The organism is Magnetospirillum sp. UT-4 (assembly GCF_902729435.1).
Lineage (GTDB): Bacteria > Pseudomonadota > Alphaproteobacteria > Rhodospirillales > Magnetospirillaceae > Magnetospirillum.
This window is the reverse complement of record NZ_CACVCG010000057.1, coordinates 174,608-197,214: the sequence shown is the minus strand read 5'-3', so window position 1 is coordinate 197,214 and position 22,607 is coordinate 174,608. Positions and strand designations below refer to the sequence as shown.

At 69.4% G+C, this 22,607-nt stretch carries 25 protein-coding genes; 10 read left to right on the top strand and 15 right to left on the bottom strand.

Annotated features, from left to right (window positions below; genetic code table 11):
• Positions 1 to 7: 7 nt before the first annotated feature.
• Positions 8 to 1,825 carry a translational GTPase TypA gene (typA, locus tag MTBUT4_RS10025; RefSeq protein ID WP_173979548.1) on the top strand — a complete coding sequence of 606 codons (1,818 nt, stop codon included), beginning with the start codon at positions 8 to 10 and terminating at the stop codon, positions 1,823 to 1,825.
• 81 nt (positions 1,826 to 1,906) lie between these two features.
• Here the strand turns inward: typA and MTBUT4_RS10020 are convergent, their stop codons facing one another.
• Genes MTBUT4_RS10020 through MTBUT4_RS10010 form a run of 3 tightly spaced genes read right to left on the bottom strand, consistent with a single transcriptional unit; the run spans position 1,907 to position 4,605 of the window.
• Positions 1,907 to 3,112 (bottom strand): glycosyltransferase family 9 protein, encoded by a 1,206-nt coding sequence (locus tag MTBUT4_RS10020; protein WP_254434807.1) that lies wholly within the window; start codon positions 3,110 to 3,112, stop codon positions 1,907 to 1,909.
• Positions 3,109 to 4,209 (bottom strand): glycosyltransferase family 9 protein, encoded by a 1,101-nt coding sequence (locus tag MTBUT4_RS10015; protein WP_173979547.1) that lies wholly within the window; start codon positions 4,207 to 4,209, stop codon positions 3,109 to 3,111. The genes MTBUT4_RS10020 and MTBUT4_RS10015 overlap by 4 nt, the downstream gene beginning before the upstream one ends.
• 9 nt (positions 4,210 to 4,218) lie before the next feature.
• Positions 4,219 to 4,605: a DUF6165 family protein gene (locus tag MTBUT4_RS10010; protein ID WP_173979546.1), complete on the bottom strand. Its 387-nt coding sequence runs from the start codon at positions 4,603 to 4,605 to the stop codon at positions 4,219 to 4,221.
• Positions 4,606 to 4,741: 136 nt separating this feature from the next.
• On the opposite strand from MTBUT4_RS10010, the gene MTBUT4_RS10005 reads away from it, so the two are divergent.
• From MTBUT4_RS10005 to MTBUT4_RS09985, 5 genes are all read left to right on the top strand, one after another.
• Positions 4,742 to 5,206, top strand: a complete 465-nt coding sequence (locus MTBUT4_RS10005) for a CreA family protein (RefSeq protein ID WP_173979545.1) — start codon at positions 4,742 to 4,744, stop codon at positions 5,204 to 5,206.
• Positions 5,203 to 6,864, top strand: a complete 1,662-nt coding sequence (locus tag MTBUT4_RS10000) for a hypothetical protein (RefSeq protein WP_173979544.1) — start codon at positions 5,203 to 5,205, stop codon at positions 6,862 to 6,864. The genes MTBUT4_RS10005 and MTBUT4_RS10000 overlap by 4 nt, the downstream gene beginning before the upstream one ends.
• A 142-nt stretch (positions 6,865 to 7,006) precedes the next feature.
• Complete coding sequence (locus MTBUT4_RS09995) at positions 7,007 to 7,213, top strand: hypothetical protein (protein ID WP_173979543.1); 207 nt, start codon at positions 7,007 to 7,009, stop codon at positions 7,211 to 7,213.
• A gap of 13 nt (positions 7,214 to 7,226) precedes the next feature.
• Positions 7,227 to 7,424, top strand: coding sequence for a hypothetical protein (locus tag MTBUT4_RS09990; RefSeq protein ID WP_173979542.1), 198 nt, complete (start codon positions 7,227 to 7,229; stop codon positions 7,422 to 7,424).
• A gap of 59 nt (positions 7,425 to 7,483) precedes the next feature.
• Entirely contained in the window at positions 7,484 to 8,146 is a 663-nt protein-coding gene (locus MTBUT4_RS09985) for a hypothetical protein (RefSeq protein WP_173979541.1), read from the top strand.
• A 150-nt stretch (positions 8,147 to 8,296) separates the two neighbouring features.
• Here the strand turns inward: MTBUT4_RS09985 and MTBUT4_RS09980 are convergent, their stop codons facing one another.
• From MTBUT4_RS09980 to MTBUT4_RS09940, 9 genes are all read right to left on the bottom strand, one after another.
• Entirely contained in the window at positions 8,297 to 8,776 is a 480-nt protein-coding gene (locus tag MTBUT4_RS09980) for a YchJ family protein (protein ID WP_173979540.1), read from the bottom strand.
• Positions 8,777 to 8,790: 14 nt separating this feature from the next.
• The gene (locus MTBUT4_RS09975) at positions 8,791 to 9,141 is read right to left on the bottom strand and encodes a hypothetical protein (protein WP_173979539.1); all 351 of its coding nucleotides are present in this window, start codon (positions 9,139 to 9,141) and stop codon (positions 8,791 to 8,793) included.
• Between the two features lie 79 nt (positions 9,142 to 9,220).
• Entirely contained in the window at positions 9,221 to 10,126 is a 906-nt protein-coding gene (locus MTBUT4_RS09970; protein WP_254434806.1) for a ParB/RepB/Spo0J family partition protein, read from the bottom strand.
• Positions 10,127 to 10,131: 5 nt separating this feature from the next.
• A complete protein-coding gene (locus MTBUT4_RS09965) occupies positions 10,132 to 10,974 on the bottom strand; it encodes a ParA family protein (protein WP_254434805.1) in 843 nt (280 codons plus the stop codon).
• A complete protein-coding gene (rsmG, locus tag MTBUT4_RS09960; RefSeq protein WP_173979536.1) occupies positions 10,961 to 11,572 on the bottom strand; it encodes a 16S rRNA (guanine(527)-N(7))-methyltransferase RsmG in 612 nt (203 codons plus the stop codon). The genes MTBUT4_RS09965 and rsmG overlap by 14 nt, the downstream gene beginning before the upstream one ends.
• Before the next feature lie 55 nt (positions 11,573 to 11,627).
• Entirely contained in the window at positions 11,628 to 13,496 is a 1,869-nt protein-coding gene (gene mnmG / locus MTBUT4_RS09955) for a tRNA uridine-5-carboxymethylaminomethyl(34) synthesis enzyme MnmG (protein WP_254434804.1), read from the bottom strand.
• Between the two features lie 6 nt (positions 13,497 to 13,502).
• The gene (gene mnmE, locus MTBUT4_RS09950) at positions 13,503 to 14,816 is read right to left on the bottom strand and encodes a tRNA uridine-5-carboxymethylaminomethyl(34) synthesis GTPase MnmE (protein WP_173979535.1); all 1,314 of its coding nucleotides are present in this window, start codon (positions 14,814 to 14,816) and stop codon (positions 13,503 to 13,505) included.
• Position 14,817: 1 nt separating this feature from the next.
• Positions 14,818 to 15,183, bottom strand: a complete 366-nt coding sequence (locus MTBUT4_RS09945) for a ferredoxin (RefSeq protein WP_173979534.1) — start codon at positions 15,181 to 15,183, stop codon at positions 14,818 to 14,820.
• Positions 15,180 to 15,437 (bottom strand): DUF6489 family protein, encoded by a 258-nt coding sequence (locus tag MTBUT4_RS09940; RefSeq protein ID WP_173979533.1) that lies wholly within the window; start codon positions 15,435 to 15,437, stop codon positions 15,180 to 15,182. Before MTBUT4_RS09940 ends, MTBUT4_RS09945 begins: the two co-directional genes overlap by 4 nt.
• A gap of 89 nt (positions 15,438 to 15,526) precedes the next feature.
• On the opposite strand from MTBUT4_RS09940, the gene MTBUT4_RS09935 reads away from it, so the two are divergent.
• The 4 genes from MTBUT4_RS09935 to MTBUT4_RS09920 are packed head-to-tail and all read left to right on the top strand — an operon-like array spanning position 15,527 to position 19,554.
• On the top strand, positions 15,527 to 17,482 hold the full coding sequence (locus MTBUT4_RS09935; protein WP_173979532.1) for a thioredoxin domain-containing protein: 1,956 nt from the start codon (positions 15,527 to 15,529) through the stop codon (positions 17,480 to 17,482).
• A 9-nt stretch (positions 17,483 to 17,491) separates the two neighbouring features.
• Positions 17,492 to 17,947, top strand: coding sequence for a methylated-DNA--[protein]-cysteine S-methyltransferase (locus MTBUT4_RS09930; protein WP_173979531.1), 456 nt, complete (start codon positions 17,492 to 17,494; stop codon positions 17,945 to 17,947).
• 12 nt (positions 17,948 to 17,959) lie between these two features.
• Entirely contained in the window at positions 17,960 to 18,934 is a 975-nt protein-coding gene (locus MTBUT4_RS09925) for a quinone oxidoreductase (protein WP_173979530.1), read from the top strand.
• 53 nt (positions 18,935 to 18,987) lie between these two features.
• On the top strand, positions 18,988 to 19,554 hold the full coding sequence (locus MTBUT4_RS09920) for a hypothetical protein (RefSeq protein WP_173979529.1): 567 nt from the start codon (positions 18,988 to 18,990) through the stop codon (positions 19,552 to 19,554).
• 118 nt (positions 19,555 to 19,672) lie between these two features.
• Here the strand turns inward: MTBUT4_RS09920 and rho are convergent, their stop codons facing one another.
• From rho to hemH, 3 genes are all read right to left on the bottom strand, one after another.
• Positions 19,673 to 20,929: a transcription termination factor Rho gene (gene rho, locus MTBUT4_RS09915; RefSeq protein ID WP_173979528.1), complete on the bottom strand. Its 1,257-nt coding sequence runs from the start codon at positions 20,927 to 20,929 to the stop codon at positions 19,673 to 19,675.
• A 174-nt stretch (positions 20,930 to 21,103) separates the two neighbouring features.
• Positions 21,104 to 21,538, bottom strand: coding sequence for a protoporphyrinogen oxidase HemJ (gene hemJ / locus MTBUT4_RS09910; RefSeq protein WP_173979527.1), 435 nt, complete (start codon positions 21,536 to 21,538; stop codon positions 21,104 to 21,106).
• The gene (gene hemH / locus MTBUT4_RS09905; RefSeq protein ID WP_173979526.1) at positions 21,535 to 22,542 is read right to left on the bottom strand and encodes a ferrochelatase; all 1,008 of its coding nucleotides are present in this window, start codon (positions 22,540 to 22,542) and stop codon (positions 21,535 to 21,537) included. Before hemH ends, hemJ begins: the two co-directional genes overlap by 4 nt.
• Between the last annotated feature and the right edge of the window lie 65 nt (positions 22,543 to 22,607).

Here is a 22,607-nt window from a genome sequence, read left to right as displayed (position 1 = left end):
TATTCCCATGGAACTCCGCAACATCGCCATCATCGCCCACGTCGACCACGGCAAGACCACCCTGGTAGACGCCATGCTCAAGCAGTCCGGCACCTTCCGCGAGAACCAGCAGGTCGCGGAACGGGTCATGGATTCCAACGACCTGGAAAAGGAGCGCGGCATCACCATTCTCGCCAAGTGCACCTCGGTGGAATGGAAGGGCCTGCGCATCAACATCGTCGATACCCCCGGCCACGCCGATTTCGGCGGCGAGGTCGAGCGCATCCTGTCCATGGTGGACGGCGTGGTGGTGCTGGTGGACGCCGCCGAAGGGCCGATGCCGCAGACCAAGTTCGTCACCGGCAAGGCCCTCGGCCTGGGTCTTAGGCCCATCGTGGTGATCAACAAGGTCGACCGCGGCGACGCCCGGCCGCATCAGGTCCACGACGAGTGCTTCGACCTGTTCGCCGCGCTGGACGCCGATGACGACCAGCTCGACTTCCCCACCCTGTTCGCGGTCGGTCGCGACGGCTGGGCCGACGAATCGCTGGACGGTCCGCGCCAGGACCTCTCGGCCCTGTTCGACCTGATCGTCCGTCACGTGCCGCCGCCGGTGCGCGATCTCGACAAGCCCTTCTCCATGCTGGCCACCACCCTCGAGGCCGATCCCTATCTGGGCCGCATCCTGACGGGGCGCATCCATACCGGCACCATCAAGACCAACATGGCGGTCAAGGGCCTGGACCGCGAGGGCAACCTTCTCGAGCAGTTCCGCGCCGCCAAGATCCTGGCCTTCCGCGGCATCGAGCGGGTACCGGTGGACTCGGCCGAGGCCGGCGACATCGTCTGCATCTCGGGCATGACCAAGCCGACGGTGGCCGACACCATCTGCGCCCCGGAAGTCACCGTGCCGCTGAAGGCGCAGCCCATCGACCCGCCGACCCTGGCCATGATCTTCTCGGTCAACGATTCGCCGCTGGCCGGCACCGAGGGCGACAAGGTGACCAGCCGCGTCATCGGCGCCCGCCTGGCCCGCGAGGCCGAGTCCAACGTCGCCATCCGCATCCGCGAGATGGACAGCAAGGACGCCTTCGAGGTCGCCGGGCGCGGCGAGCTGCAGCTGGGCGTGCTGATCGAGACCATGCGCCGCGAGGGCTTCGAGCTCAGCGTGTCGCGCCCGCGGGTGCTGTTCCAGACCGACGAGGCCGGCCAGAGGCTGGAGCCCATCGAGGAGGTCTTCATCGACGTCGATGACGAGTTCACCGGCGCCGTGGTCGAGAAGATGACCCTGCGCAAGGCCGAGCTGACCGGCATGCGGCCCTCGGGCGGCGGCAAGACCCGTATCACCTTCTACGCCCCCAGCCGCGGCCTGATCGGCTATCACGGCGAGTTCCTCACCGACACCCGCGGCACCGGCCTGATGAACCGCGTCTTCCACGGCTACGCCCCCTACAAGGGTGCCATCGAGGGCCGCCGCAACGGCGTGCTGATCTCCAATGCCGGCGGCGAGGCGGTCACCTACGCCCTGTGGAACCTGGAAGACCGCGGCCCGATGTTCATCACCGGCGGCGTCAAGGTCTACGAGGGCATGATCATCGGCGAGCATTCCCGCGGCAACGACCTCGAGGTCAACTGCCTCAAGGCCAAGCAGCTGACCAACATCCGCGCCGCCGGCAAGGACGAGGCGGTGCGCCTGACCCCGCCGCGCAAGATGAGCCTGGAGCAGGCCATCGCCTACATCCAGGACGACGAGCTGGTGGAAGTGACGCCCAAGTCCATCCGCCTGCGCAAGCGCCTGCGCGACCCCAACGACCGCAAGAAGGCGCAGCGGGCGGCGGAGGAATAGGAACAAGGTTTTCACCACAAAGACACGAAGGGCACGAAGGTTTATTTCTCCTTGGTGTTCTTTGTGTCTTTGTGGTGAAACCTATCCCTTCAGCACACCGTCGATGGCCTCCCACGCCTGCTCCACGCTCACCCCGGCGACGCAGGGGAAGGCGTCCTGGCGACTGGCCCGCTTGGGGCACACCCACAGGCAGTGGTAGCAGTCCATGGCGTGGTTGAGGAACACCGCGCCGGCCGGGCGGATTTGTTCCGGATACGGCACGAAACAGCCGAAATGCCCGCCGCCGGCGATCAGCACGGTGGCGGTGCCGAGTCCCAGCGCCAGATGGCCGGGGCCGGTGTCGTTGGTCAGCACGGCGGCCGCGCCCTTCAGGACGTCCACCAATTGGCCCAGCTTCAACGCCCCGATGGTGTCGATGGCGCCGGGGTGGTTCAGCGCCGCGATGGCCGGCCTGGCGAAGGCCTCCTGGGCGGCGCCGACGAACACCACCCGGTATCCAGCCTCCAGACAGAGGCGCGCCACCGCCAGGAAATTGTCGAAAGGCCAGCGCCGGCCCGGCTCGTTGGAGCCGAAATTCATCACCACATAGGGCGCGCCTTCGGCCAGCGGCAGAGGACGTTGCGGCCACGGAATGGCCGGCACCTCGGGCGGATGCGGCCGGCCGGTGAGGGCCGACAGGAAGGCGAAATGGCGCAGGCCCTCGTGGGTGGGATAGGGACCGGTGTCGATCACCCGCGTCGCCCCCGCCAAATACCAGGCATATTCGGCGCGGGTGCGCTCGGTGACGAAGGGGGCGCAGACGATGCGCTCGGGCGCCCCGGACAGCCGCACCAGGGAATCGGCGGTCAGCACCTTGCGCATGAACATGTCGCAGACCGCCACCGCGAAGCCCTGGCGCGCCACCCAGGCCGAGATCCTCAGGCGGTAGAACCATTTCTTCTCGAAGGCGTGCTCGTCGATGGCCACCACCCGGAATCCGGGGAACACTTCGGCGGCCAGGCCCTTCCATGAAGTACAGCCGAGCACGGTGATGTCGGATTTCGCCACCCCGAAGGCTTCGGGATAGTGCTCCAGCGCCCGCCGCACCATCACCATGTCGCCGATGCCGTCCATGCGCACCACCAGCACGCCGGAGCGCGGCCGGCGGGCCGGGATCAGCGCGCACAGGGCGTCGATGGGGCGGAACAGCCACCACCGCCGGCGCATGCCGGCAGGAAACAAAATCCGGCGCATGCCGGCAGGAAACAAAATCCGCCGCATGCCGGCGTGAAAGAGCCGGCGGATCACGCGATCATCCCCCGCATCGCGGCCACCGCCTCGTCGGCATCCAGGGCAGCGACGCATGGATACATGCCGTCCACCGGCGCAAAGCGGCAGGCCCCCAGGCAGCCCTGGCACTCCATGGGGCGGTGGAGGACCCGCAGGTTGGCCGGCGTCACCTCGGGGGCGTAGGGCACGATCTCGCCCACATAGGCGGCCGAGGCCAGGCACAAGGTGGGGGTGCCGAGGGCGGCGGCCAGGTGCATGCAGGCGGTATCGACGCTGACCACCAGCCGGCAGGCGCGGATGATCGCGGCCAGTTCGGCGAAGGGGGCGCCCTCGAAGGCCACGCCGGGCAGCTCCAGTAGCGCCCGGTACTCGGGATTGCGTTCGAGATCCGAGGGATGGCCGGCCATGCGCACCTGCCAGCCGGCCGGAGCGGCCTCGATCAGGCGGCGCCACAGGGCCACAGGGCTGTGCTTCAGCGCCACCGCCGAGAACGGCTGCAGCAGCAGGGTGGGCGCCGGCAAGGCCGCCGGGGCCGGCGGATCGGGCAGCGCCACCACCGGCGGCGGCTCGTCGCGGGCTGTCAATGCGTTGGCGAAACGAGTCCAGCGGACCACCTTGTCGGTGAGTGGCGGGCCGCTGTCCACCAGGCGGGAATAGAGCCGGCGATTGGCCGCCAGCCGCGCCCCGTGCTTGCCCGAGGGCCGCGGTTCCATGGCCGCCGTCGCGGGCGCCCGGCAGGCGGCCACCAGTGGCTCGTCCAGGTCGGGATGGCGCAGGTAGTCGGTATGGACCACCAGGCGGAAATTGGCCCGGTACAGTTCGGCGAACACCCGGCGGCGATAGCCGATCTGGCGCAGATGGCCGAAATCCAGCTTCAGCACCCGCACGCCCGGGGGAAAGGTGAAGGCCATGCGGGCGGCGTCGTTGCGCAGCAGCACCGTCACCGTCTCGCCCGGTTCGGCGAGGGCGAGGAAGCGCGGCAGCACCACCGCGAACAGCACGGTGTCGCCCAGCCCGCCGGCGCTGACCAGCAGCACGCCCGAGGGCCGCCCGGGGCGGCCGGTCAAGCCGATCAGCGGGTCGAGGACGGGATCGAGCAGGCGATGCAGGCGCACGGGCGGCCCTCAATACGGGGCATACGACTTCTCTTCGACCAGGGCCGAGCCCAGCAGGTCGTTGATGCGGCGCTTCACGGCGGCGCGCTCGTCATTGGTGAAATAGACGGCGCGGGCCAGTTCGACGAACGTCGTCCCGAAATCCTTGGCCCGCTCGCAATCGCGGATGTCGTCCTCGATCACCCACAGCTTCTCGTTGATGGCCTTCAGCTCGGCGGCCAGGGCGGCGAGACCGGCGTGACCGGGGAATTCCCGCTCGCGCACCGCCGCCAGCTCGGCCAGTTCCTTGTTGACGTTGGCCAGCTTGGCGGCGTCGGTCAGCCGCTCGGCCTTGATCTCCAGGATGGTGATCTTGTCGATCACCTCGCCCCACGACACCGGAACCATCACCGACATGGCGCTCGCAACCCCGATTTCTTCACGTTGCGCCGGGTTCTAGCAGATTTCCGCCGGCTTGGGAAACGGAAGGCCCGTTTGCGCCCGGTGCGGCGGGTGCCTATATTGACGGCACAGCAGATGGGGGGCCGTTCCGATGATCAAGAGTTTGGCCGCTTTGGCCGTTCTCGCCGCCGCCGCACCGGCGGCCGCCGAGGAGATCGGCAGCGTCTCCACCGTGTTCAAGATGCTGGGTCCCAACGACAAGGTCGTGGTCGAGGCCTTCGACGACCCCAAGATCGACGGCGTCACCTGCTATCTGTCGCGGGCGAAGAAGGGCGGCATCTCGGGCGCGGTGGGGGTGGCCGAGGATACCTCGGACGCCGCCATCGCCTGCCGCCAGGTCGGGCCGATCGCCATCCGCAAGGCGTTCAAGGCCGGCGAGACGGTGTTCCAGAAGGACACCTCGCTGCTGTTCAAGACCATGCAGGTGGTGCGCTTCCACGACACCAGGCGCAACGTGCTGGTCTATCTGGTCTATTCCGATCGCATCATCGAGGGCTCGCCCAAGAATTCCATCTCGGTGGTGCCCATCCCGCCCGGCCAGGGCCAGGCGCCGTGACCGACCGGCGCGACCAGGTCCTGCTGTATCGTGATCTGACGTCGCGTCTCGACGGCATCGAGGGCAGCGAGGCCCTGATCGCCTTCATGGCCGGGGTGCTGCAATCGTTGCTGCGCCGCCGCGGCGACGACGAGTTCCGCCGCGCCGTCCAGGATTCCTTCACCACCGGGCTGGCCGGGCTGTCGCCGGACGAGCAGCGCCATCTCGCCCGCGAGGTGATCGCCCTGGTCATCGCCAAGCGCCCCGAGATCGCGCTGGCCTGGCAGCAGCTCCATCCCGAGGACGCCCCCCACCGCCGCCGCGCCGTCGATCAGGCATCGGCGGACGATCTGCCCGATCTCGATCTGGCTCCGTTCGACCTGCCCGCCGACGACCTCGCCCGCGACGCCGACGCGGCCGCGCCCGGTCCTGCCGCCTATGCCCATGCCCGCGCCGAGGCGGCGGTGGCGGCCCATGTGGGCGGCGTGCTGGAACGCCGCCTGGCCATCTTCACCGCGCCCGAGCCGCGCTTTCCCTCGGTCGCCTATGTCCACGAACAGCCGTTCTTCCTGTTCTCGCCGGCCTTTCCCCGGGTGGTGCGCCGCTTCTTCGCCGAGGTGGCGGTGCCGCTGTGCCGCGACGGGCTGGAACGCCACCTCTACCGCCATCTGGACGAGGCCACCCTGGCCGGACCGGCCCGCCTCGACCTGTTCCTGTCGGAAAAGCGGCCCGAGCTGTGGCGCATCCTGACCGAGCGCCTGGGCAAGCTGGGCGGTCATCATAACGCTGCCGCAACCAAGCTGGTGAGGGCAGGCGCGCCAGGTGGCGGTCCGGAATTCCAGAGCGTCGACGTGCCGGTCAGCCGGCCCCGGGTGATCCGGGTGCTGGGGGTGGCCTTCCGCCTGGGCAGCCGCACCCGCATGGAACGGATGCAGGTGCGCCTGCGCCCGTCCACCGAGCTGGAGGCCGAGGAGCGCCTGGCCCTCGACCTGGTCGGCCGCCTGCGCGACATGGCCGGGCAGGAGGGCCTCGACCTGCCCGCCGCCTGCGATCTGCATTTCCTGCGCCAGCTGCTGGAGTTCGACGCCAAGCATTTCGCCCAGGCGACGCGGGAATTCGCCGCGCTGGTCGAGCACAAGGCGACCAGCCGCGACTATCTGCGCGACCGGCTGAAGGCCATCGACCAGACCTACGCCAACACCCTGGCCGACGCGCTGCTGATCCTGCTGTTCAACAGCGGCGGCCACCTGCGCTTCGCCGACCTGCACGAAATCTGGATGGGCGCCGCCCAGGACGACGGCGCCCGCGCCGCGCTGCGTCCCTTCCTCAAGGGCGAATTGGGGCGCCGGCCGCGCGACCTCGCCTTCCAGCTGCGCGAGGTGCTGCGCCGGCGCTATGACGAGGACACGTTGGGCGCCGCCCTGGACGCCCTGTTCGAAGTCTGGTCGGTGCTCGGGCGCACCCGTTTCAGCAACGAAATGAACGCCGCCCTGACCGTGTTCTCGGCCTTTCCCATCGTCTTCGCCGGCGATCCCGAGGAAGGCCTGTTCACCGCCATCGGCCGCGGCCTGCGCGATGCCCTGATGGCGGAAAAGCCGGATTTCGCCGCCGCCCGTGCGGCGGCCATGGCTCTCTACCGCCCGCTGGCGGAGCGCCTGCGCGCCCAGTCCCGCGCCTGAGGCCGGAAAAATTCCTGCAATTTTACGCGTTTCCACATGAGTTGTGCGCAGCGGTGGGACTCATCCTTTCGCATAAGTCGTCCCCATTCCTTGGCGGTATGATTTTCCCCAGGTCATCACCAGCCCCAGGGGAGTTATCCCCATGTTTCTGGTCAAGCTCGAACCCAACCGCGATCGGCTGTATCAGCCCCTGACGGTGAACGCATCGGAATACCTGTACGGCTTCGCCTCCGCCATCGCCCGGGCGATCCCGGATGCCGAGGTGCATGCCACCCTGGGCAGCCAGCGCGGCGACGAGGTGGTGTTCCACGGCTCCGCCCTGGACGACGAGTCCATCGACCTGTTCTGAGCGAGGTCTCCCCATGTACGACGTCGATCTCGATGCCGACCGCCGCTATCCCCCGCTGGACGCCATGTCGCCCGGGGAATTGTTCGATTTCGCCGCCCGGCTGGCCCGCTCCATGCGCCACATCCGGGTCCGTACACGGGTGGGAGAGCCCGGCGAGACCGTCGAACTCGACGGCCGCCTGCTGAACCGCAAGGGGGTGGAAGTCTATTAGCAACCGCTTGCCGGCGTGCTTATATAAGGGCTTCCTGCGACCAGGGGACTTTGCACGCCATGGACCGTTTCGCCGTCAACGAAGCCCGCATGCTGTATTTCCACCGCGTGCTGGTGGATCAGGCGCGCCGCACCCCGAACCTGGTGGCGCGCGCGGTGGAGGCGCTGCCGGGGCTGCGCCAGCGCTCCCCCGCGCAGGAAGCGCTATGGGACCGCTGGGAGGTGCTGCTGGCCGCCGGCCTGGATGTGGTGGCGAAGGCGGTGCTGGCCGACAGCGTCGAGGCCGGCAGCCTGCGCGCCACCTCGCCGCTGGCTGAAATCCTGGAGCCCGAGGAACGCAACGCGCTGTGGCAGCGGGTCGGGCTGCAGCAATTCGCCGCCTATTACCTGGCCGCCATCGAGGATCTGGGCCTCAGCCTGGAAGAGGAATCGGCCATCGTCGGCATCGGCATCGAGGAACTGTCGGGCTGGAGCGACGCGCCGCCGCTGGCCATGACCCAGGGCACGCTGGATGCGCTGAAGATGGTGATCGCCATCCAGCGGGCGCTGGCCACCATCCTGCCCGAGCCCGACGAGCGGCGCGCCTGGCTGCGCGGCCACGTGGACGCCTTCGCCGCCAGCCCGGTCGCCGTGCTGACCAACGGCGGCGGCGCCATCGTCCAGGCCTGGCTGACCGCCCAGGTGCAGCCCCTGCTGGGCGCCGAGGACCGGCCGAGTCACTAGATGCGGCGACAACGAGTCAATGGAACATAGTTGAACACAGGCGCCTGACGGCGCACACGGATGAATATGGACTAGTTTTCAATATCTGTGTTTATCGGTGTTCATCTTTTATATCTGTGTTCCCATTGAAGACTGCCAGCCGCCAAGCACTCAAGCCCCGCAGCACTTCTTGTATTTCTTGCCGGAACCGCAGGGGCACGGGTCGTTGCGGCCGACCTTTTCCACTACCCGCTGCTCCGGGCGCGGGTTGATGGTGCCATCGACGTAGACCCAGTGGCCGTCCAGGCGGCGGAAGCTGGACAATTCGTGGTGGGCGTAGGGCTTGCCCTTCAGGGTGTAGCGGGCGACGAATTCGACGGTTCCCTGCTCGTCCCCCTCGCCGCCGGTGGCGCGGCGGATTTCCAGGCCCTGCCAGCGCGCTTCCTTGACCCAGGTCTCGGTCTCGCCGCGGTCGTAATCCTCGCGCGCCTCGGGCGCCAGCGAGCGCTCCAGGTAGTCCAGGTTGGCGAAGGTGAAGGCGGTGTAGCGCGAGCGCATCAAGGCTTCGGCGGTGGGCGCCGGGGCGCCGGCGATGATGGGGCCGCAGCACTGGTCGAGCGCGTGGCCCGAGCCGCAGGGGCAGGAGGTCATGGCGATGGATCCGGTCAGAATTCGATGAGGTTGGAGAACATGAAGATGCCGAGCACGGCGGCGGCGTAGAAGGCGCCGCCCACCCCCAGCAGGAACAGGATGTTGCCGGCGGTGCGGAAGGGAAACATCCGTTTCTCGCGGTTCAGGCGGTCGCCCGAGCGCTTCTCGGCCCCGCCCACCAGCACCACGAAATAGCGTTCGGAAAACAGCGGGAACGACAGGCGGATGTTGATGGGATGGCGGCGCCACGAGGCCGGCTTGATGGCCTGCCACAGGGCCGCGCGCTGGGCCTCGCTGAAGGACCCGGCGACGTCCGGCGGCAGCCGGTCGAGCAGCATTTCCAGTGCGCCGTCGTTGATCGACATTCCCTCTCGCCCCCCTTCCCGCCGGTGAGCCGAAAAACCGCGCCATTCTAACGGCATGCGGCCGCGCGAGTCGAGACGCCTACTTGCGTTCGCCGGTCAGCCGCGACAACAGGTCGTCCAGCTGCTCCAGGCTGGAATAATGCAGCACCAGTTCGCCGCCGCGACCCTGCGGCCGGATGTCGACCTTGAGCCCCAGCATTTCGGCCATGTCACGTTCCAGCTGGGCGGTGTCGGCATCGCGCGCCGCCGCCTTGGCCGGACGCCCGCCGGCCTTGGGCTTGCCGCCCGCCGCCGCCAGCTTTTCGGTCTGGCGCACGTTGAGCTGCTTTTCCGCCACCTGGCGGGCCAGCCCCACCGGATCGGCGGCGGTCAGCAGGGCGCGGGCGTGGCCGGCCGACAGGGTGCCCTGGTCCAGCATGCCCTTGACCGGATCGGGCAGGGCCAGCAGGCGCATCATGTTGGCGACGTGGCTGCGCGACTTGCCCACGGCGCGCGCCAGCTCCTCCTGGGTGTGGCTGAATTCCTCGACCAGGCGGCGATAGCCCTCGGCCTCCTCCAGCGCGGTCAGGTCCTGGCGCTGCAGGTTCTCGACCAGGGCGACCTCCAGGGCCTCCTTGTCGGTCAGCTCGCGGACGATGACCGGCACTTCGTGCAGCTGGGCGCGCTGGGCGGCGCGCCAGCGCCGTTCGCCGGCGATGATCTCGTAGCCGCCGTCATGGGGGCGGACCAGGATGGGCTGCAGCACGCCCTTGGTGCGCACCGATTCCGCCAGATCGGCGATGGCCTCCTCGGAGAACTGGCGGCGCGGCTGGAACTTGCCCGGCTTCAGCTGGCCGATGGGCAGGGTGCGCAGGCCGGCCGGCTTCGGCCCGGCGGCGGCGGCGCGGGATTCGGTGTCCATCACCACGGCGGCGGCGGCCACGCCGGAATCGCCCAGCAGGGCGGACAGGCCGCGGCCCAGATTGCGTCGCTTTTCCTCGGCCACCGGTCTCAGGCCCCCGCCCGCATGTCGCGCTCGCGCTTCAGCACTTCCGAGGCGAGGTGGATATAGGCCTCGGCGCCCGAGCATTTATGGTCGTAGATCAGCACCGGCTTGCCGTGGGACGGCGCCTCGGAGACGCGGACGTTGCGCGGGATCACCGTCTTGTAGACCTTGTCGCCGAAGAACTCGCGCACGTCGGCGGCAACCTGGTCCGAGAGGTTGTTGCGCTTGTCGAACATGGTCAGCACGATGCCCTGCAGATCGAGGCCGGGATTGAAGCCCTTGCGCACCGCCTCGATGGTCTTGATCAGGTGGCTGATGCCCTCCAGGGCCAGGAACTCGCATTGCAGCGGCACCATCACCGAATCGGCGGCGACCAGGGCGTTGAGGGTGAGCAGGGTCAGCGACGGCGGGCAGTCGATCAGCACGTAGTCGAAGGCGCCCACCGCCCCGGCCAGGGCTTCCTTCAGCCGGGTCTCGCGCCGCGCCATGTCCACCAGCTCGATATCGGCGCCGTAGAGGTTGGAATCGGCCGGCACCAGCGCCAGACCGGGAATGCCGGTTTCCTGCACCGCCTCGCCCAGCGACACCTCGCCGAGCAGCACATGGTACGAGGTGACCGCCCGCTGCGCCGCCTCCAGCCCCAGGCTGGTGCTGGCATTGCCCTGGGGATCGAGATCGAGGATCAGCACCGACTTCTTGGTGGCGGCCATGGCGGTGGCCAGGTTGATGGTGGTGGTGGTCTTGCCCACCCCGCCCTTCTGGTTGGCCACGGCGATGACGCGTGTTGATGTCGCGGCGGCGCCGCGATGGGCGTTCGCGGGGGCTGTGCTGGCGCTACGCTCGACCACGTCGGACCTCTCGGCAGTGAAGAATGGTTGCGGCCGCATCCGTCCGGGAGGGAATGCGGCCCAGCGCGATATTCCATTCTTTGCCGGCCTCGGTCAATTCGTCTTCCACCGCGCGGCCCTTCAGGAACAGGGCGTGTCCGCCCGGCAACAGGTGGCGTTCGGCCCACCCGAACAGCCTATGGAGCGGCGCCAGGGCGCGGGCGGTGACCACGTCGGCGCCCAAGGGCTCCACCGCCTCGATGCGGGAATTGTGGACCGTCACCGTCACCGCCATCACCCGCGCCGCCTCGCGCAGGAAGGCGCATTTGCGGGAATCGCTCTCGATCAGGTGGACGTCGGGCACCCCCATGGCGGCCAGGACCAGGCCGGGGAAGCCGGCGCCGGAGCCCATGTCCACAAGTCTGTGGACGGTTTGTGGAAGCAGGGGGATAAGCTGGGCCGAGTCGAAAAAATGGCGGTGCCACAGATCGGGCAGCGTGTCGGGCCCGACCAGGTTGATGCGGGCCTGCCAGCGCCGCAGCAGCTCGGCATAGGCGGACAGGCGGGCCATGGTCGCGGCATCGGCGCCGGTCTCGGCCTGGAAGTCGTCCGGACTCATCCCCCTCCCCTGTTTCACGTGAAACAATATCTTGTGGTCCGAACGCGCCGACCCACTAGGCGGCGCTTTCCCGTTTCACATACCCCAGCAGCGCCGTCAGCGCCGCCGGGGTGATCCCCGGAATGCGCCCGGCCGAAGCCAGGCTGTCGGGCCGCACCGCCTTCAGCTTCTGGCGCACCTCGGCCGACAGCGAGCCGATGCGGTCATAATCCAGGTCGGCCGGCAGGGCCAGCCCCTCCTCGCGGCGATAGGCGCGGATGTCGGCCTCCTGGCGTTCCAGATAGCCGCGGTACCTGCCCTCGATCTCCAGCTGCTCGGCTACCGCCGCCGGCAGCCCGGCCAGCTCGGGCCAGACTGTGGCCAGGCGGGCGAGGTCGATGCCGGGATAGGCCAGCAGCTCGAACCCCGAGCGCACCACCCCGTCCAGGTTCACCTCCAGCCCCTGTTTCCGAAGCTGGGTCGGCGAGGCGCGGCAGCCCTCCAGCTGCGCCCTGCCCTGCGCCAGCGCCTCGGCCTTGGCGGCGAAGGCCCGTGCCCGCTCGGCCCCGACGCAGCCCGAAGCCAGCCCCTTGGGGGTCAGGCGCAGATCGGCGTTGTCGGCGCGCAGGACCAGTCGGTATTCGGCGCGCGAGGTGAACATGCGATAGGGTTCCGAGGTGCCCAGGGTGACCAGGTCATCGACCATGACGCCGAGATAGCCGTCGGCGCGGTCCACCGTCACCGGCTCGGACCCGGCGACCCGGCGGGCGGCGTTGAGCCCGGCCAGCAGCCCCTGGGCGCCGGCCTCCTCGTAGCCGGTGGTGCCATTGATCTGGCCGGCCAGGAACAGCCCCTCCAGGTGCCGGCTGGCCAGCCCCCGGGTGAGGTCGCGGGGATCGGCGAAATCGTATTCGATGGCGTAGCCGGGGCGCAGGATGGTCACCCGCTCCAGCCCCGGGATGGTGCGGATCATCGCCTCCTGCACCTCGGCCGGCAGGCTGGTGGAGATGCCGTTGGGATAGACGGTGGGATCGTCCAGCCCCTCGGGCTCGAGGAAGATCTGGTGGCGCTCCTTGTCGGCGAAGCGCACCACCTTGTCCTCGATGGAGGGGCAATAGCGCGGCCCGACGCTCTGGATCTGGCCGGAATACATGGGGGCGCGGTGCAGGTTGGCGCGGATCACCGCATGGGTGGCGGCATTGGTGTGGGTGATGCCGCAGGCCACCTGCGGCACGGTGATGCGGTCGGTGAGGGTCGAGAACGGCACCGGCGGATCATCGCCCGGCTGCATCTCCAGCGAGGCCCAGTCGATGGTGCGGCCGTCCAGGCGCGCCGGGGTGCCGGTCTTGAGCCGCTCCAGGCGCAGCCCCGCCCGCGCCAGCGCCGCCGACAGGCCATAGGCCGGGGCGTCGCCCATGCGGCCGGCCGGCCAGCTCTTCTCGCCGCAATGAATCAGCCCGCGCAGGAAGGTGCCGGTGGTGACCACCGCGGCGCCGCATCCGATGCGCCGGCCGTCGGCCAGAACCAGCCCGACCAGGCGACCACCCTCGACCACCAGGTCCTCGACCGAACCGGCCAGCAGGGACAGGTTGGCGGTGGCGTCCAGCAGCGCCCGCATGGCGGCGCGATAGAGCTTGCGGTCGGCCTGGGCCCGCGGCCCCTGCACCGCCGGCCCCTTGCTGCGGTTGAGGATGCGGAACTGGATGCCGGCCTTGTCGATGGCCCGGCCCATCAGCCCGTCCAGGGCATCGATCTCGCGCACCAGCTGGCCCTTGGCCAATCCGCCGATGGCCGGGTTGCAGCTCATCTCGCCGATGGTCTCGAGCCGCTGGGTGACCAGCAGGGTGGCCGCCCCGGTCCGCGCCGCCGCCGCCGCCGCTTCCGCCCCGGCATGGCCGGCGCCGATCACCACCACGTCGGCCGAGAGATCCCAATCCCGTTTCACGTGAAACTATTTCCCAATGCAAAAGGATCCGAACACCACGTCCAGCACCTCGTCAACCTCGACCCGGCCGGTAAGGCGGCCGATGGCATGGGCGGCGCGGCGCAATTCTTCGGCCGCCAGTTCGATGCCGCTCGCGGGGTCGAAGCGCCCCAGCGCCGCCGCCGCCTCGGCCGCCGCCGCCCGGTGCCGCGCCCGGGTCAGGGCCGGCGCCGCGTTCACTTCGAAGCGGGACGCCACCGCGGCGGTCAGCGCCGTCAGCAGACCGTCCAGCCCCTCGCCGGTGCGGGCCGAGACCATCAGGGCCGGCGGGTCGGCCGGACTGGGCGCCAGGTCGCTCTTGTTGACCACCACCAGGGTGTCGCCGTCAAGGATCGCCCGCGTGGCGGCGTCCATCTCCGGCAGCCGGGTGCCGTCGAACACCGCCAGCTTGAGGTCGGCGGCCTCGGCCCGAGCCAGGGCGCGCCGTATCCCTTCGGCCTCCACCGCCTCGGCGGCCTCGCGCAGGCCGGCGGTGTCGGCCAGCACCACCGGCCAGCCGCCCAGGTCGAGATGGACCTCGATGACGTCGCGGGTGGTGCCGGCGGTCTCGGAGACGATGGCCACGTCGCGGCCGGCGATGGCGTTGAGCAGGCTGGACTTGCCGGCGTTGGGCGCCCCCAGGATGGCGACGTCGATGCCGTCGCGCAGCCGTTCGGCGCGGTGATCGGCCGACAGGTGGGCCGTCAGCTCGGCGGCCAGGGCGGCGGCCAGGGTGGCGGCCTCGTCGATCACGCCGTCGGGAATACCCTCGTCGGAGAAGTCGATGGCCGCCTCGGTCAGGGCGATGGCGCGGATCAGGCGCTCGCGCCATCCGTCCGCCAGCCGCATCAGGCCGCCGTCCAGCTGGCGCAGGGCCTGGCGCCGCTGCGCCGCGGTCTCGGCCTCGACCAGGTCGGCGATGGCCTCGGCGCGGGTGAGGTCGAGCTTGCCGGCGAGGAAGGCCCGGCGCGAGAACTCCCCCGCCTCGGCCGGGCGCAGGCCGAGATCGAGCAGCGCCTCGGCCAGTGCTGCCGCCACCGCGCGGCCGCCGTGCACATGCAGCTCGGCGACGTCCTCGCCGGTGAAGCTGGCCGGGCCGGGAAACCACAGGGCGATGCCGTCGTCGATGGCCTCGCCGCCATGGCCGAGGCGCACGAGCCGCGCCTTACGTGGCTCGGGCAGCGGCTTGCCGCTCAGGGTGGCGAGCGCCGGTCCCGCCGCCGGCCCGGACAGGCGGAACACGGCGATGCCGGCCCGCCCCCTGGCGCTGGCCAATGCGAAGACGGTGTCCCGGCTGTCCACGTCAGGACGCGTCGGCGGGCTGGGCGTCGGCTGGTTGGGCGTCGGGCTGCAGCAGCAGGCGGGCGACGCGGCCGCCCTTGATCAGGTGGACATCCAGGATCTCGTCCAGGTCGGCGTGGGTGCGGTAGGCGTACCAGACCCCCTCGGGGTAGATCACCATCACCGGCCCCAGCTCGCAGCGGTCGAGGCAGCCGGCGGAATTGACCCGCACGTCCTTCAGCCCCAGTTCCTTGGCCCGCGCCTTGAGGTAGTCGCGCAACCCCTCGGCTCCCCGGGCGCCGCACGAGCCCCTGGGATGGCCCTCGGGGCGGCGATTGGTGCAGGCGAACAGGTGGATGCGGTAATAGGGCTTGGGGTCGGCGATCATCCCGGATCCTTCCTGTCGCGTCGGCCGCCGCCGGCGAACTGGGACCAGAACATCTTCTGCAGCTGTTCCATCCCCTGCACCCCGGCCGGCAGCCAGGTCTTGATCATGGCCTCGGGCTCCATGGCATGCAGGGTGGCGGTCATGCGTTCCTCGACCTGCTTCAGCAGGGCGTCCTGCATGGGCTTGACGTCGGGCAGGCCCAGGAAGGCGCGGGCTTCCTCGGGGGTGCAATCCACGTCCACGGTGATCTTCATCGCGTTACCTCGCCTTGCGAAACCCGACCGGCGACCCAAACTAAGCCTTCGACCCCGCCTGCGCAACGCCGACTCATAAGGTACATCCCATGACCAACCGCCTCGCCGGGGAGACCAGCCCCTATCTTCTGCAACATGCCGCCAACCCGGTGGCGTGGCGGCCCTGGGGTCCCGAGGCCCTGGCCGAGGCCAAGGCGGAGAGCCGGCCGATCCTGCTGTCCATCGGCTACGCCGCGTGCCACTGGTGCCACGTGATGGCCCATGAATGCTTCGAGGACGAGGCCATCGCCGCCGAGATGAACCGGCTGTTCGTCAACATCAAGATCGACCGCGAGGAACGGCCCGACCTCGACGCCATCTACCAGCAGGCGCTGGCCATGATGGGTCAGCACGGCGGCTGGCCGCTGACCATGTTCTGCACCCCCGACGGCGAGCCGTTCTGGGGCGGCACCTATTTCCCGCCGGTGCCGCGCTACGGCCGGCCGTCCTTCCCCGAGGTGATGCGGGCGGTGGACGATTCGTGGCGCCGGGCGCCGGACCGGGTGAAGGACAATGTGGAGGCGCTGAAGGCCGGGCTGGAGCGCGAGGGCCGCTCGCCCGGCGCCGGCCACCTCGACATGGCCCTGCTCGACGAGGGGGCACGGCGGCTGCTGGGGGCGGTCGACACCCACCATGGCGGCCTGCAGGGGGCACCCAAATTCCCCCAGCCGGGCATCTTCGACTTCCTGTGGCGGGCCTACCTGCGCACCGGCGACAAGGCGCTGCGCGACGCGGTGACGCTGACCCTCGAGCACCTCTGCCACGGCGGCATCTACGACCACCTGGGCGGCGGCTTCATGCGCTATTCCACCGACGAGGTCTGGCTGGCGCCGCATTTCGAGAAGATGCTCTATGACAACGCCCAGCTGATCGAGCTGCTCACCCTGGCCTGGCAGGAGACCAGCACTCCGCTTTATGCCGAGCGGGTCGCCGAGACCGTGGGCTGGGTCCTGCGCGAGATGATCGCCGAGCACGGCGCCTTCGCCGCCACCCTGGACGCCGATTCCGAGGGACACGAGGGCCGCTTCTACACCTGGACCGCCGAGCAGGTGGAAAGCCTGCTGGACCCCGAGGCGGCGCGCTGGTTCGCCATGGCCTACGACGTCCGGCCCGGCGGCAACTGGGAGGGGGTCAGCATCCTCCACCGCAACCACCAGCCACAACCGCAAGGGATTGAGGATGTGCTCGCCACCGCCCGCCAGATATTGTGGCGGGAACGGGAGACGCGGCCGCGCCCCGGTCGCGACGACAAGGTGCTGGCCGACTGGAACGGCATGATGATCGCCGCCCTGGCCCAGGCCGCCTTCGTCTTCGACCGCCCCGACTGGCTGGACGCCGCCCGCACCGCCTTCGACGCGGTGGCGTTGCGCATGGCCCTGCCCGGCGGCCGCCTCGCCCATTCCATGCGGCTGGGGCGGGTGTCGGCGACCGGGCTGCTGGACGACCTCGCCCACATGGCCCGCGCCGCCCTCGCCCTTCATCAGGCGACCGGTGACGGCGCCTATCTGGAGAAGGCCGGGATCTGGGTGGCGGCGGCCGATCACCATCATTGGGACGCGGCCGAGGGCGGCTATTTCATGGGCGCCGACGATGCCTCGGACCTGGTGGCGCGGACCAAGGCGTTCCATGACCACGCGGTGCCCTCGGGCAACGGAATCATGGCGCAGGTGCTGGCCCGGCTGGGCCAGGTCACCGGCGAGGATGCCCATCTGCGCCGGGCCGAGGCGGTGGTGGCCTCCTTCTCGGCGGCGGTGCGCGACCATTTCGCCAACATGACCGCGATGCTGGCCGCCTTCGAGCAGCTGGCGGCGCCGGTGGAGATCGCCGTGGGCGGCGACGGCGCGGCCAAGGCGGCGCTGCTGCGGGCGGTGGCGGCGGTGGCGTTGCCGACGGCGGTGCTCCAGCATGCGGTCGGACCGGCCCAGGCGGTGGTGTGCCGCCAGTCCGCCTGCCTGCCGCCCATCGCCGATGCCGAGACGTTGCGGGCGACCTTGACGGCGGGTTAAGCTTCCGCCATGAGCCTGATCGCCTATAACAGCCCGGTGGGGCCGCTGACCCTGTTCGAGGAGAACGGCGCCATCGTCGCCGTCGAATGGGGCTGGCCGCCGGAAAGCCCGGAGCCGCCGGCGCCGGTGCTGGAGGAGGCCTGCCGCCAGCTCGAAGCCTATTTCAACGGCAGCCGCAGGGATTTCGACCTGCCGCTGGCGCCCCTGGGCACCGCCTTCCAGCGCAAGGTATGGGCGGCCCTGGCCGCCATCCCCTACGGCGCGGTGCGCAGCTACGGCGCGCTGGCGCAGGAGCTGGGAACCGCCCCGCGCGCCCTCGGCGGCGCCTGCGGCCGCAACCCCATACCGATCATCGTCCCCTGCCACCGGGTGCTGGGCGCCGATGGCCGCCTGGGCGGCTATTCCGGCATGGACGGCATCGACACCAAGCGCTTCCTGCTCAGGCTGGAGGGGGTATTGGATTAAGGGAGTCCCGAAATGACCAAGGCGATCCGCATCCACCGCACCGGCGGACCCGAAGCGATGGTCTGGGAAGGGGTGGAGGTCCCCGCTCCCGGCCCCGGCGAGGTGCTGATCCGCCACACCGCGGTGGGTGTCAACTTCATCGACATCTACCACCGCACCGGCCTCTATCCGACGCCGCTGCCCACCGTGCTGGGCCTGGAAGGGGCCGGAACGGTGGAGGCGGTGGGGCCGGAGGTGAGCGAATTCCGGCCGGGCGACCGCGTCGCCTATGCCAACCCGCCCATGGGCGCCTATGCCGAGCGCCGGGTGATGCCGGCCCACCGGCTGGTGGCCATTCCATCCGACATCGCCGACGACACCGCCGCCGCCATGATGCTGAAGGGCATGACCGCCCAATACCTGCTGCGTCGCACCTATGCGGTCAAGCCGGGCGATGCCGTGCTGATCCATGCCGCCGCCGGTGGGGTCGGGCTGATCCTGTGCCAGTGGGCCAAACATCTGGGCGCCACGGTGATCGGCACCGTCGGCTCCGATGCCAAGGCCGAGCTGGCCCGCGCCCATGGCTGCGACCATGCCATCGTCTACAGCCGCGAGGATTTCACCGCCCGCACCCGCGAGCTTACCGGCGGCGCCGGCGTGGCGGTGGTCTACGATTCGGTGGGGGCCGAGACCTTCATGGGGTCGCTGGACTGCCTGCGGCCGCTGGGCATGATGGTCAGCTTCGGCAACAGCTCGGGCAAGGTGCCGCCCTTCGACATCGGCATGCTGTCGGCCAAGGGCTCGCTGATGCTGGCGCGGCCGACCCTGATGACCTACACCGCCCGGCGCGAGGACCTGGTGGCCAGCGCCGCCGAGCTGTTCGAGGTGGTGGAACGGGGCATCGTCCGCATCGAGGTCGCCGACCGCTACCCCCTGGCCCAGGCCGCCCGCGCCCATGCCGACCTGGAATCACGCAAGACCACCGGGTCTCTGGTCCTGATGCCCTGACAATCGTATAATCCGTCCGGTCGGGAGCGATCACGCCCGCCGGAGGGAGAGTTATGACCAAGGCTCAACGTTCGACGCTGGTGTCCCTGGTGACCGCCGCATGCCTGGCCTGGATGGCCGGCATCGGCTGGCTGATGTGGACCACCCTGCCCGAAAGCGCCGTCGCCCATCACAGCAGCTCGTCGGTCAAGGACCGCATGGAAGCCGAGTGCCAGGGCACCTTCAAGCAGCGCTACCAATGCAAGGAGGAGATCATCGTCGAAAGCGGGCGCGACACCTTCTGGAACCTGTCGTCGCGCTTCCTGCTGGTGATCGTGCCGCCGATCATCGCCACGGTGTGGCTGTCCAGCTTTCTCGGCCGCCATCCGGTGCCGCTCAACCCGGGGCACCACCAGGAGGCGGGCGGCGACTGGAAACAGCGCGCCTTCAAGCACACCCAGACGCAAAGCCCGGAAGAGGCCGCCCGCGACCTGCACCTCGACAAGACGGAGCTGCCCGGCGCCCGGCGCGGCCCGGGCAAGGCCGCCCATCACACGCTGGACGACATCGCCCCGGTCGATGACTGGAAAAGCAAGGCCAAGGCCCACACCACCCGGCCGCGGATGCCGGAGGACCGGTAGGGCGGCGCTCCCCCTCCCCTTCCATGGGGAGGGGCCGGGGGTGGGGTCGGTGGCCGCAAGACCGGACGGCAGCAGCCCCCCACCCCAACCCTCCCCACCAGGGGGAGGGAGTATCGGCCTAGGAATTCATGGCGTCGAAGAAGTCGGAGTTGGTCTTCGACTGCTTCAGCTTGTCCACCAGGAATTCCATGGCGTCCATGACGCCCATGGGCATCAGGATGCGGCGCAGCACCCACATCTTGGACAGCACGCCCTTGTCGACCAGCAGCTCTTCCTTGCGGGTGCCCGACTTGGTGATGTCGATGGCCGGGAAGGTGCGCTTGTCCGACAGCTTGCGGTCCAGGATGATCTCGGAATTGCCGGTGCCCTTGAACTCCTCGAAGATCACCTCGTCCATGCGGCTGCCGGTGTCGATCAGCGCGGTGGCGACGATGGACAGCGAGCCGCCCTCCTCGATGTTGCGGGCGGCGCCGAAGAAGCGCTTGGGCCGCTGCAGGGCGTTGGCATCGACGCCGCCGGTCAGCACCTTGCCCGAGCTGGGCACCACGGTGTTGTAGGCGCGCGCCAGGCGGGTGATGGAATCCAGCAGGATGACCACGTCGCGCTTGTGCTCGACCAGGCGCTTGGCCTTCTCCAGCACCATCTCGGTGACCTGGACGTGGCGGCTGGCCGGCTCGTCGAAGGTGGAGCTGATGACCTCGCCCTTGACCGAGCGGGCCATGTCGGTGACCTCCTCGGGGCGCTCGTCGATGAGCAGGACGATCAGGTAGACCTCGGGGTGGTTGAGGCTGATGGCGTGGGCGATGTTCTGCAGCATCACCGTCTTGCCGGTGCGGGGCGGCGCCACGATCAGGGCGCGCTGGCCCTTGCCCACCGGAGCCACCAGGTCGATCACCCGGGTGGTGAGATCCTTGCGGGTGGGATCCTCGATCTCCAGCTTCAGCTTCTCGTCGGGATAGAGCGGGGTCAGGTTGTCGAAGTTGATGCGGTGACGCACGTTCTCCGGCGGCTCGAAATTGATGGCGTTGACCTTGAGCAGGGCGAAGTAGCGCTCGCCGTCCTTGGGCGCCCGGATCTGGCCCTCCACCGTGTCGCCGGTGCGCAGGCTGAAGCGGCGGACCTGGCTGGGGCTGACGTAGATGTCGTCGGGGCCGGGCAGGTAGTTGGCCTCGGGGCTGCGCAGGAAGCCGAAGCCGTCCTGCAGGATCTCGAGCACGCCGTCGCCGTAGATGGGGGTGTCGTTGTCCGCCAGCTGCTTCAGGATGGCGAACATCATGTCCTGCTTCCTGAGGGTGCTGGCGTTCTCGATCTGCAGCTCCTCGGCAAAGGCGAGCAGTTCGGCCGGCGACTTCTTCTTGAGTTCCTGAAGGTGCATGGGGGCGGGTCCGGTTGGATGACGCGCCGCCCATCGCAGAAATGGGGATTCCGAGGTCATTCTCGGAACGGATGGCGCTTTCGGGGGAATGGGGCTTGGTCCGGCCCCTCGGAGTCAGGCCCAGGATTAGCCAAACCGCCCCGGCCTGTCAAACGTGAATTAGGCCGCGCGCCTTTAGAACGGCTTCAGAACCACCAGGACGACGATGACGATCATCAGCAAGGTCGGAACCTCGTTGGCGATGCGGAAGAAGCGCTGCGGCCGGGTATTGCGGTCGGCGGCGAAGTCGGCGCGCCAGCGACCCATCATGTAGTGGGAGACCGTCATCAGGATGACCAGGGATAGTTTCACGTGAAACCATCCATCGGCGAACAGGCCGCCCACCACCGCCAGGGTCAGGCCCGCCCCCCAGGCCACCGCCGCCGCCGGCAGCATGATCGCCTTCATCAGGCGCCGCTCCATCACCTTGAACAATTCCGAGGTCTCGGAGCCGGCCTTGGCCTCGGCGTGGTAGACGAACAGCCGGGGCAGGTACAGCAATCCGGCCATCCACGAGATGATGGCGATGACGTGCAGGGCCTTCAGCCACAGATAGCCCTCGCCGCTCATCCCTGCCCTCCGCCGAGGCAGATCCGGCCCGCCGCCTTGCAGGCCAAACCCCGGCTGGCGCCGGGATCGCGGGCCAGCCGCTCCAGGCTGTCGATGAAGGCGGCATGGCAGCCCAGCGCCGGCACCCGCACATAGGCCGGCACCCCGGCCTCCTCGGCGCGGTGGCGGTATTCGATGTCCAGCTCCACCAGGGTCTCGGAATGCTCCGAGACGAAGGCGACCGGCACCACCACCAGCGGCACCCGCTCCTCGCCGGCGCGGTCCAGCTCGTCCTCGGTGGCCGGGCCGATCCATTTCAGCGGTCCGACCCGGCTCTGGTAGCACACCCGCCAGTCCAGATCGGCGATGCCGGTGGCCGCCGCCACCGCCCGCGCGGTGCGCTCCACGTGCAAGGGATAGGGATCGCCGCGATCGACCACCCGCTGCGGCAGGCCGTGGGCCGAGAACAGCACCCTGGGCCGGCCCGATGCCGCCGCTTCCGCCCATCCCGTGCGCACCAGATCGGCCATGGCGGCGACCAGGCCCGGTTCCTCGGGATAGCAGCACACCGTTTCGGTCGGCCGCTCGAATCCGGCCGCCTTGGCCGCCCGCATCCATTCCCGCACCGACGAGGCGGTGGTGGTGGTGGAATATTGCGGATAGAGCGGCAGCAGCACCACCCGTTCGGCGCCCCAGGCCTTGGCCGCCGCCACCGCCTCGGTGGTGAAGGGATGCCAGTAGCGCATGGCCACCAGCACCTTGAAATCGTCGCCCAGCCGCTCCTGCAACGCCGCCGCCTGGGCCTCGGTCTGCTCCAGCAGCGGCGACTTGCCGCCGAGATGGGCATAGATGCCGCGGGCCACGGGTGCCCGCTTGGCCGAGACGTATCTGGCGATCAGCCAGCGTATAGGCGCCGGCGCGCCGATGATGGCGGGATCGTTGAACAGGTTGAACAGGAACGGCTCGACCGCCTCAGGCGAATCGGGACCACCCAGGTTGAACAGAACAATAGCCGTTTTAGTCATTTGTTTGCCCTCAGGCGCCGGGCGCGCGCTCCCGCGCGCTTGGCTTCCGCTCGCATAAGCTCGCG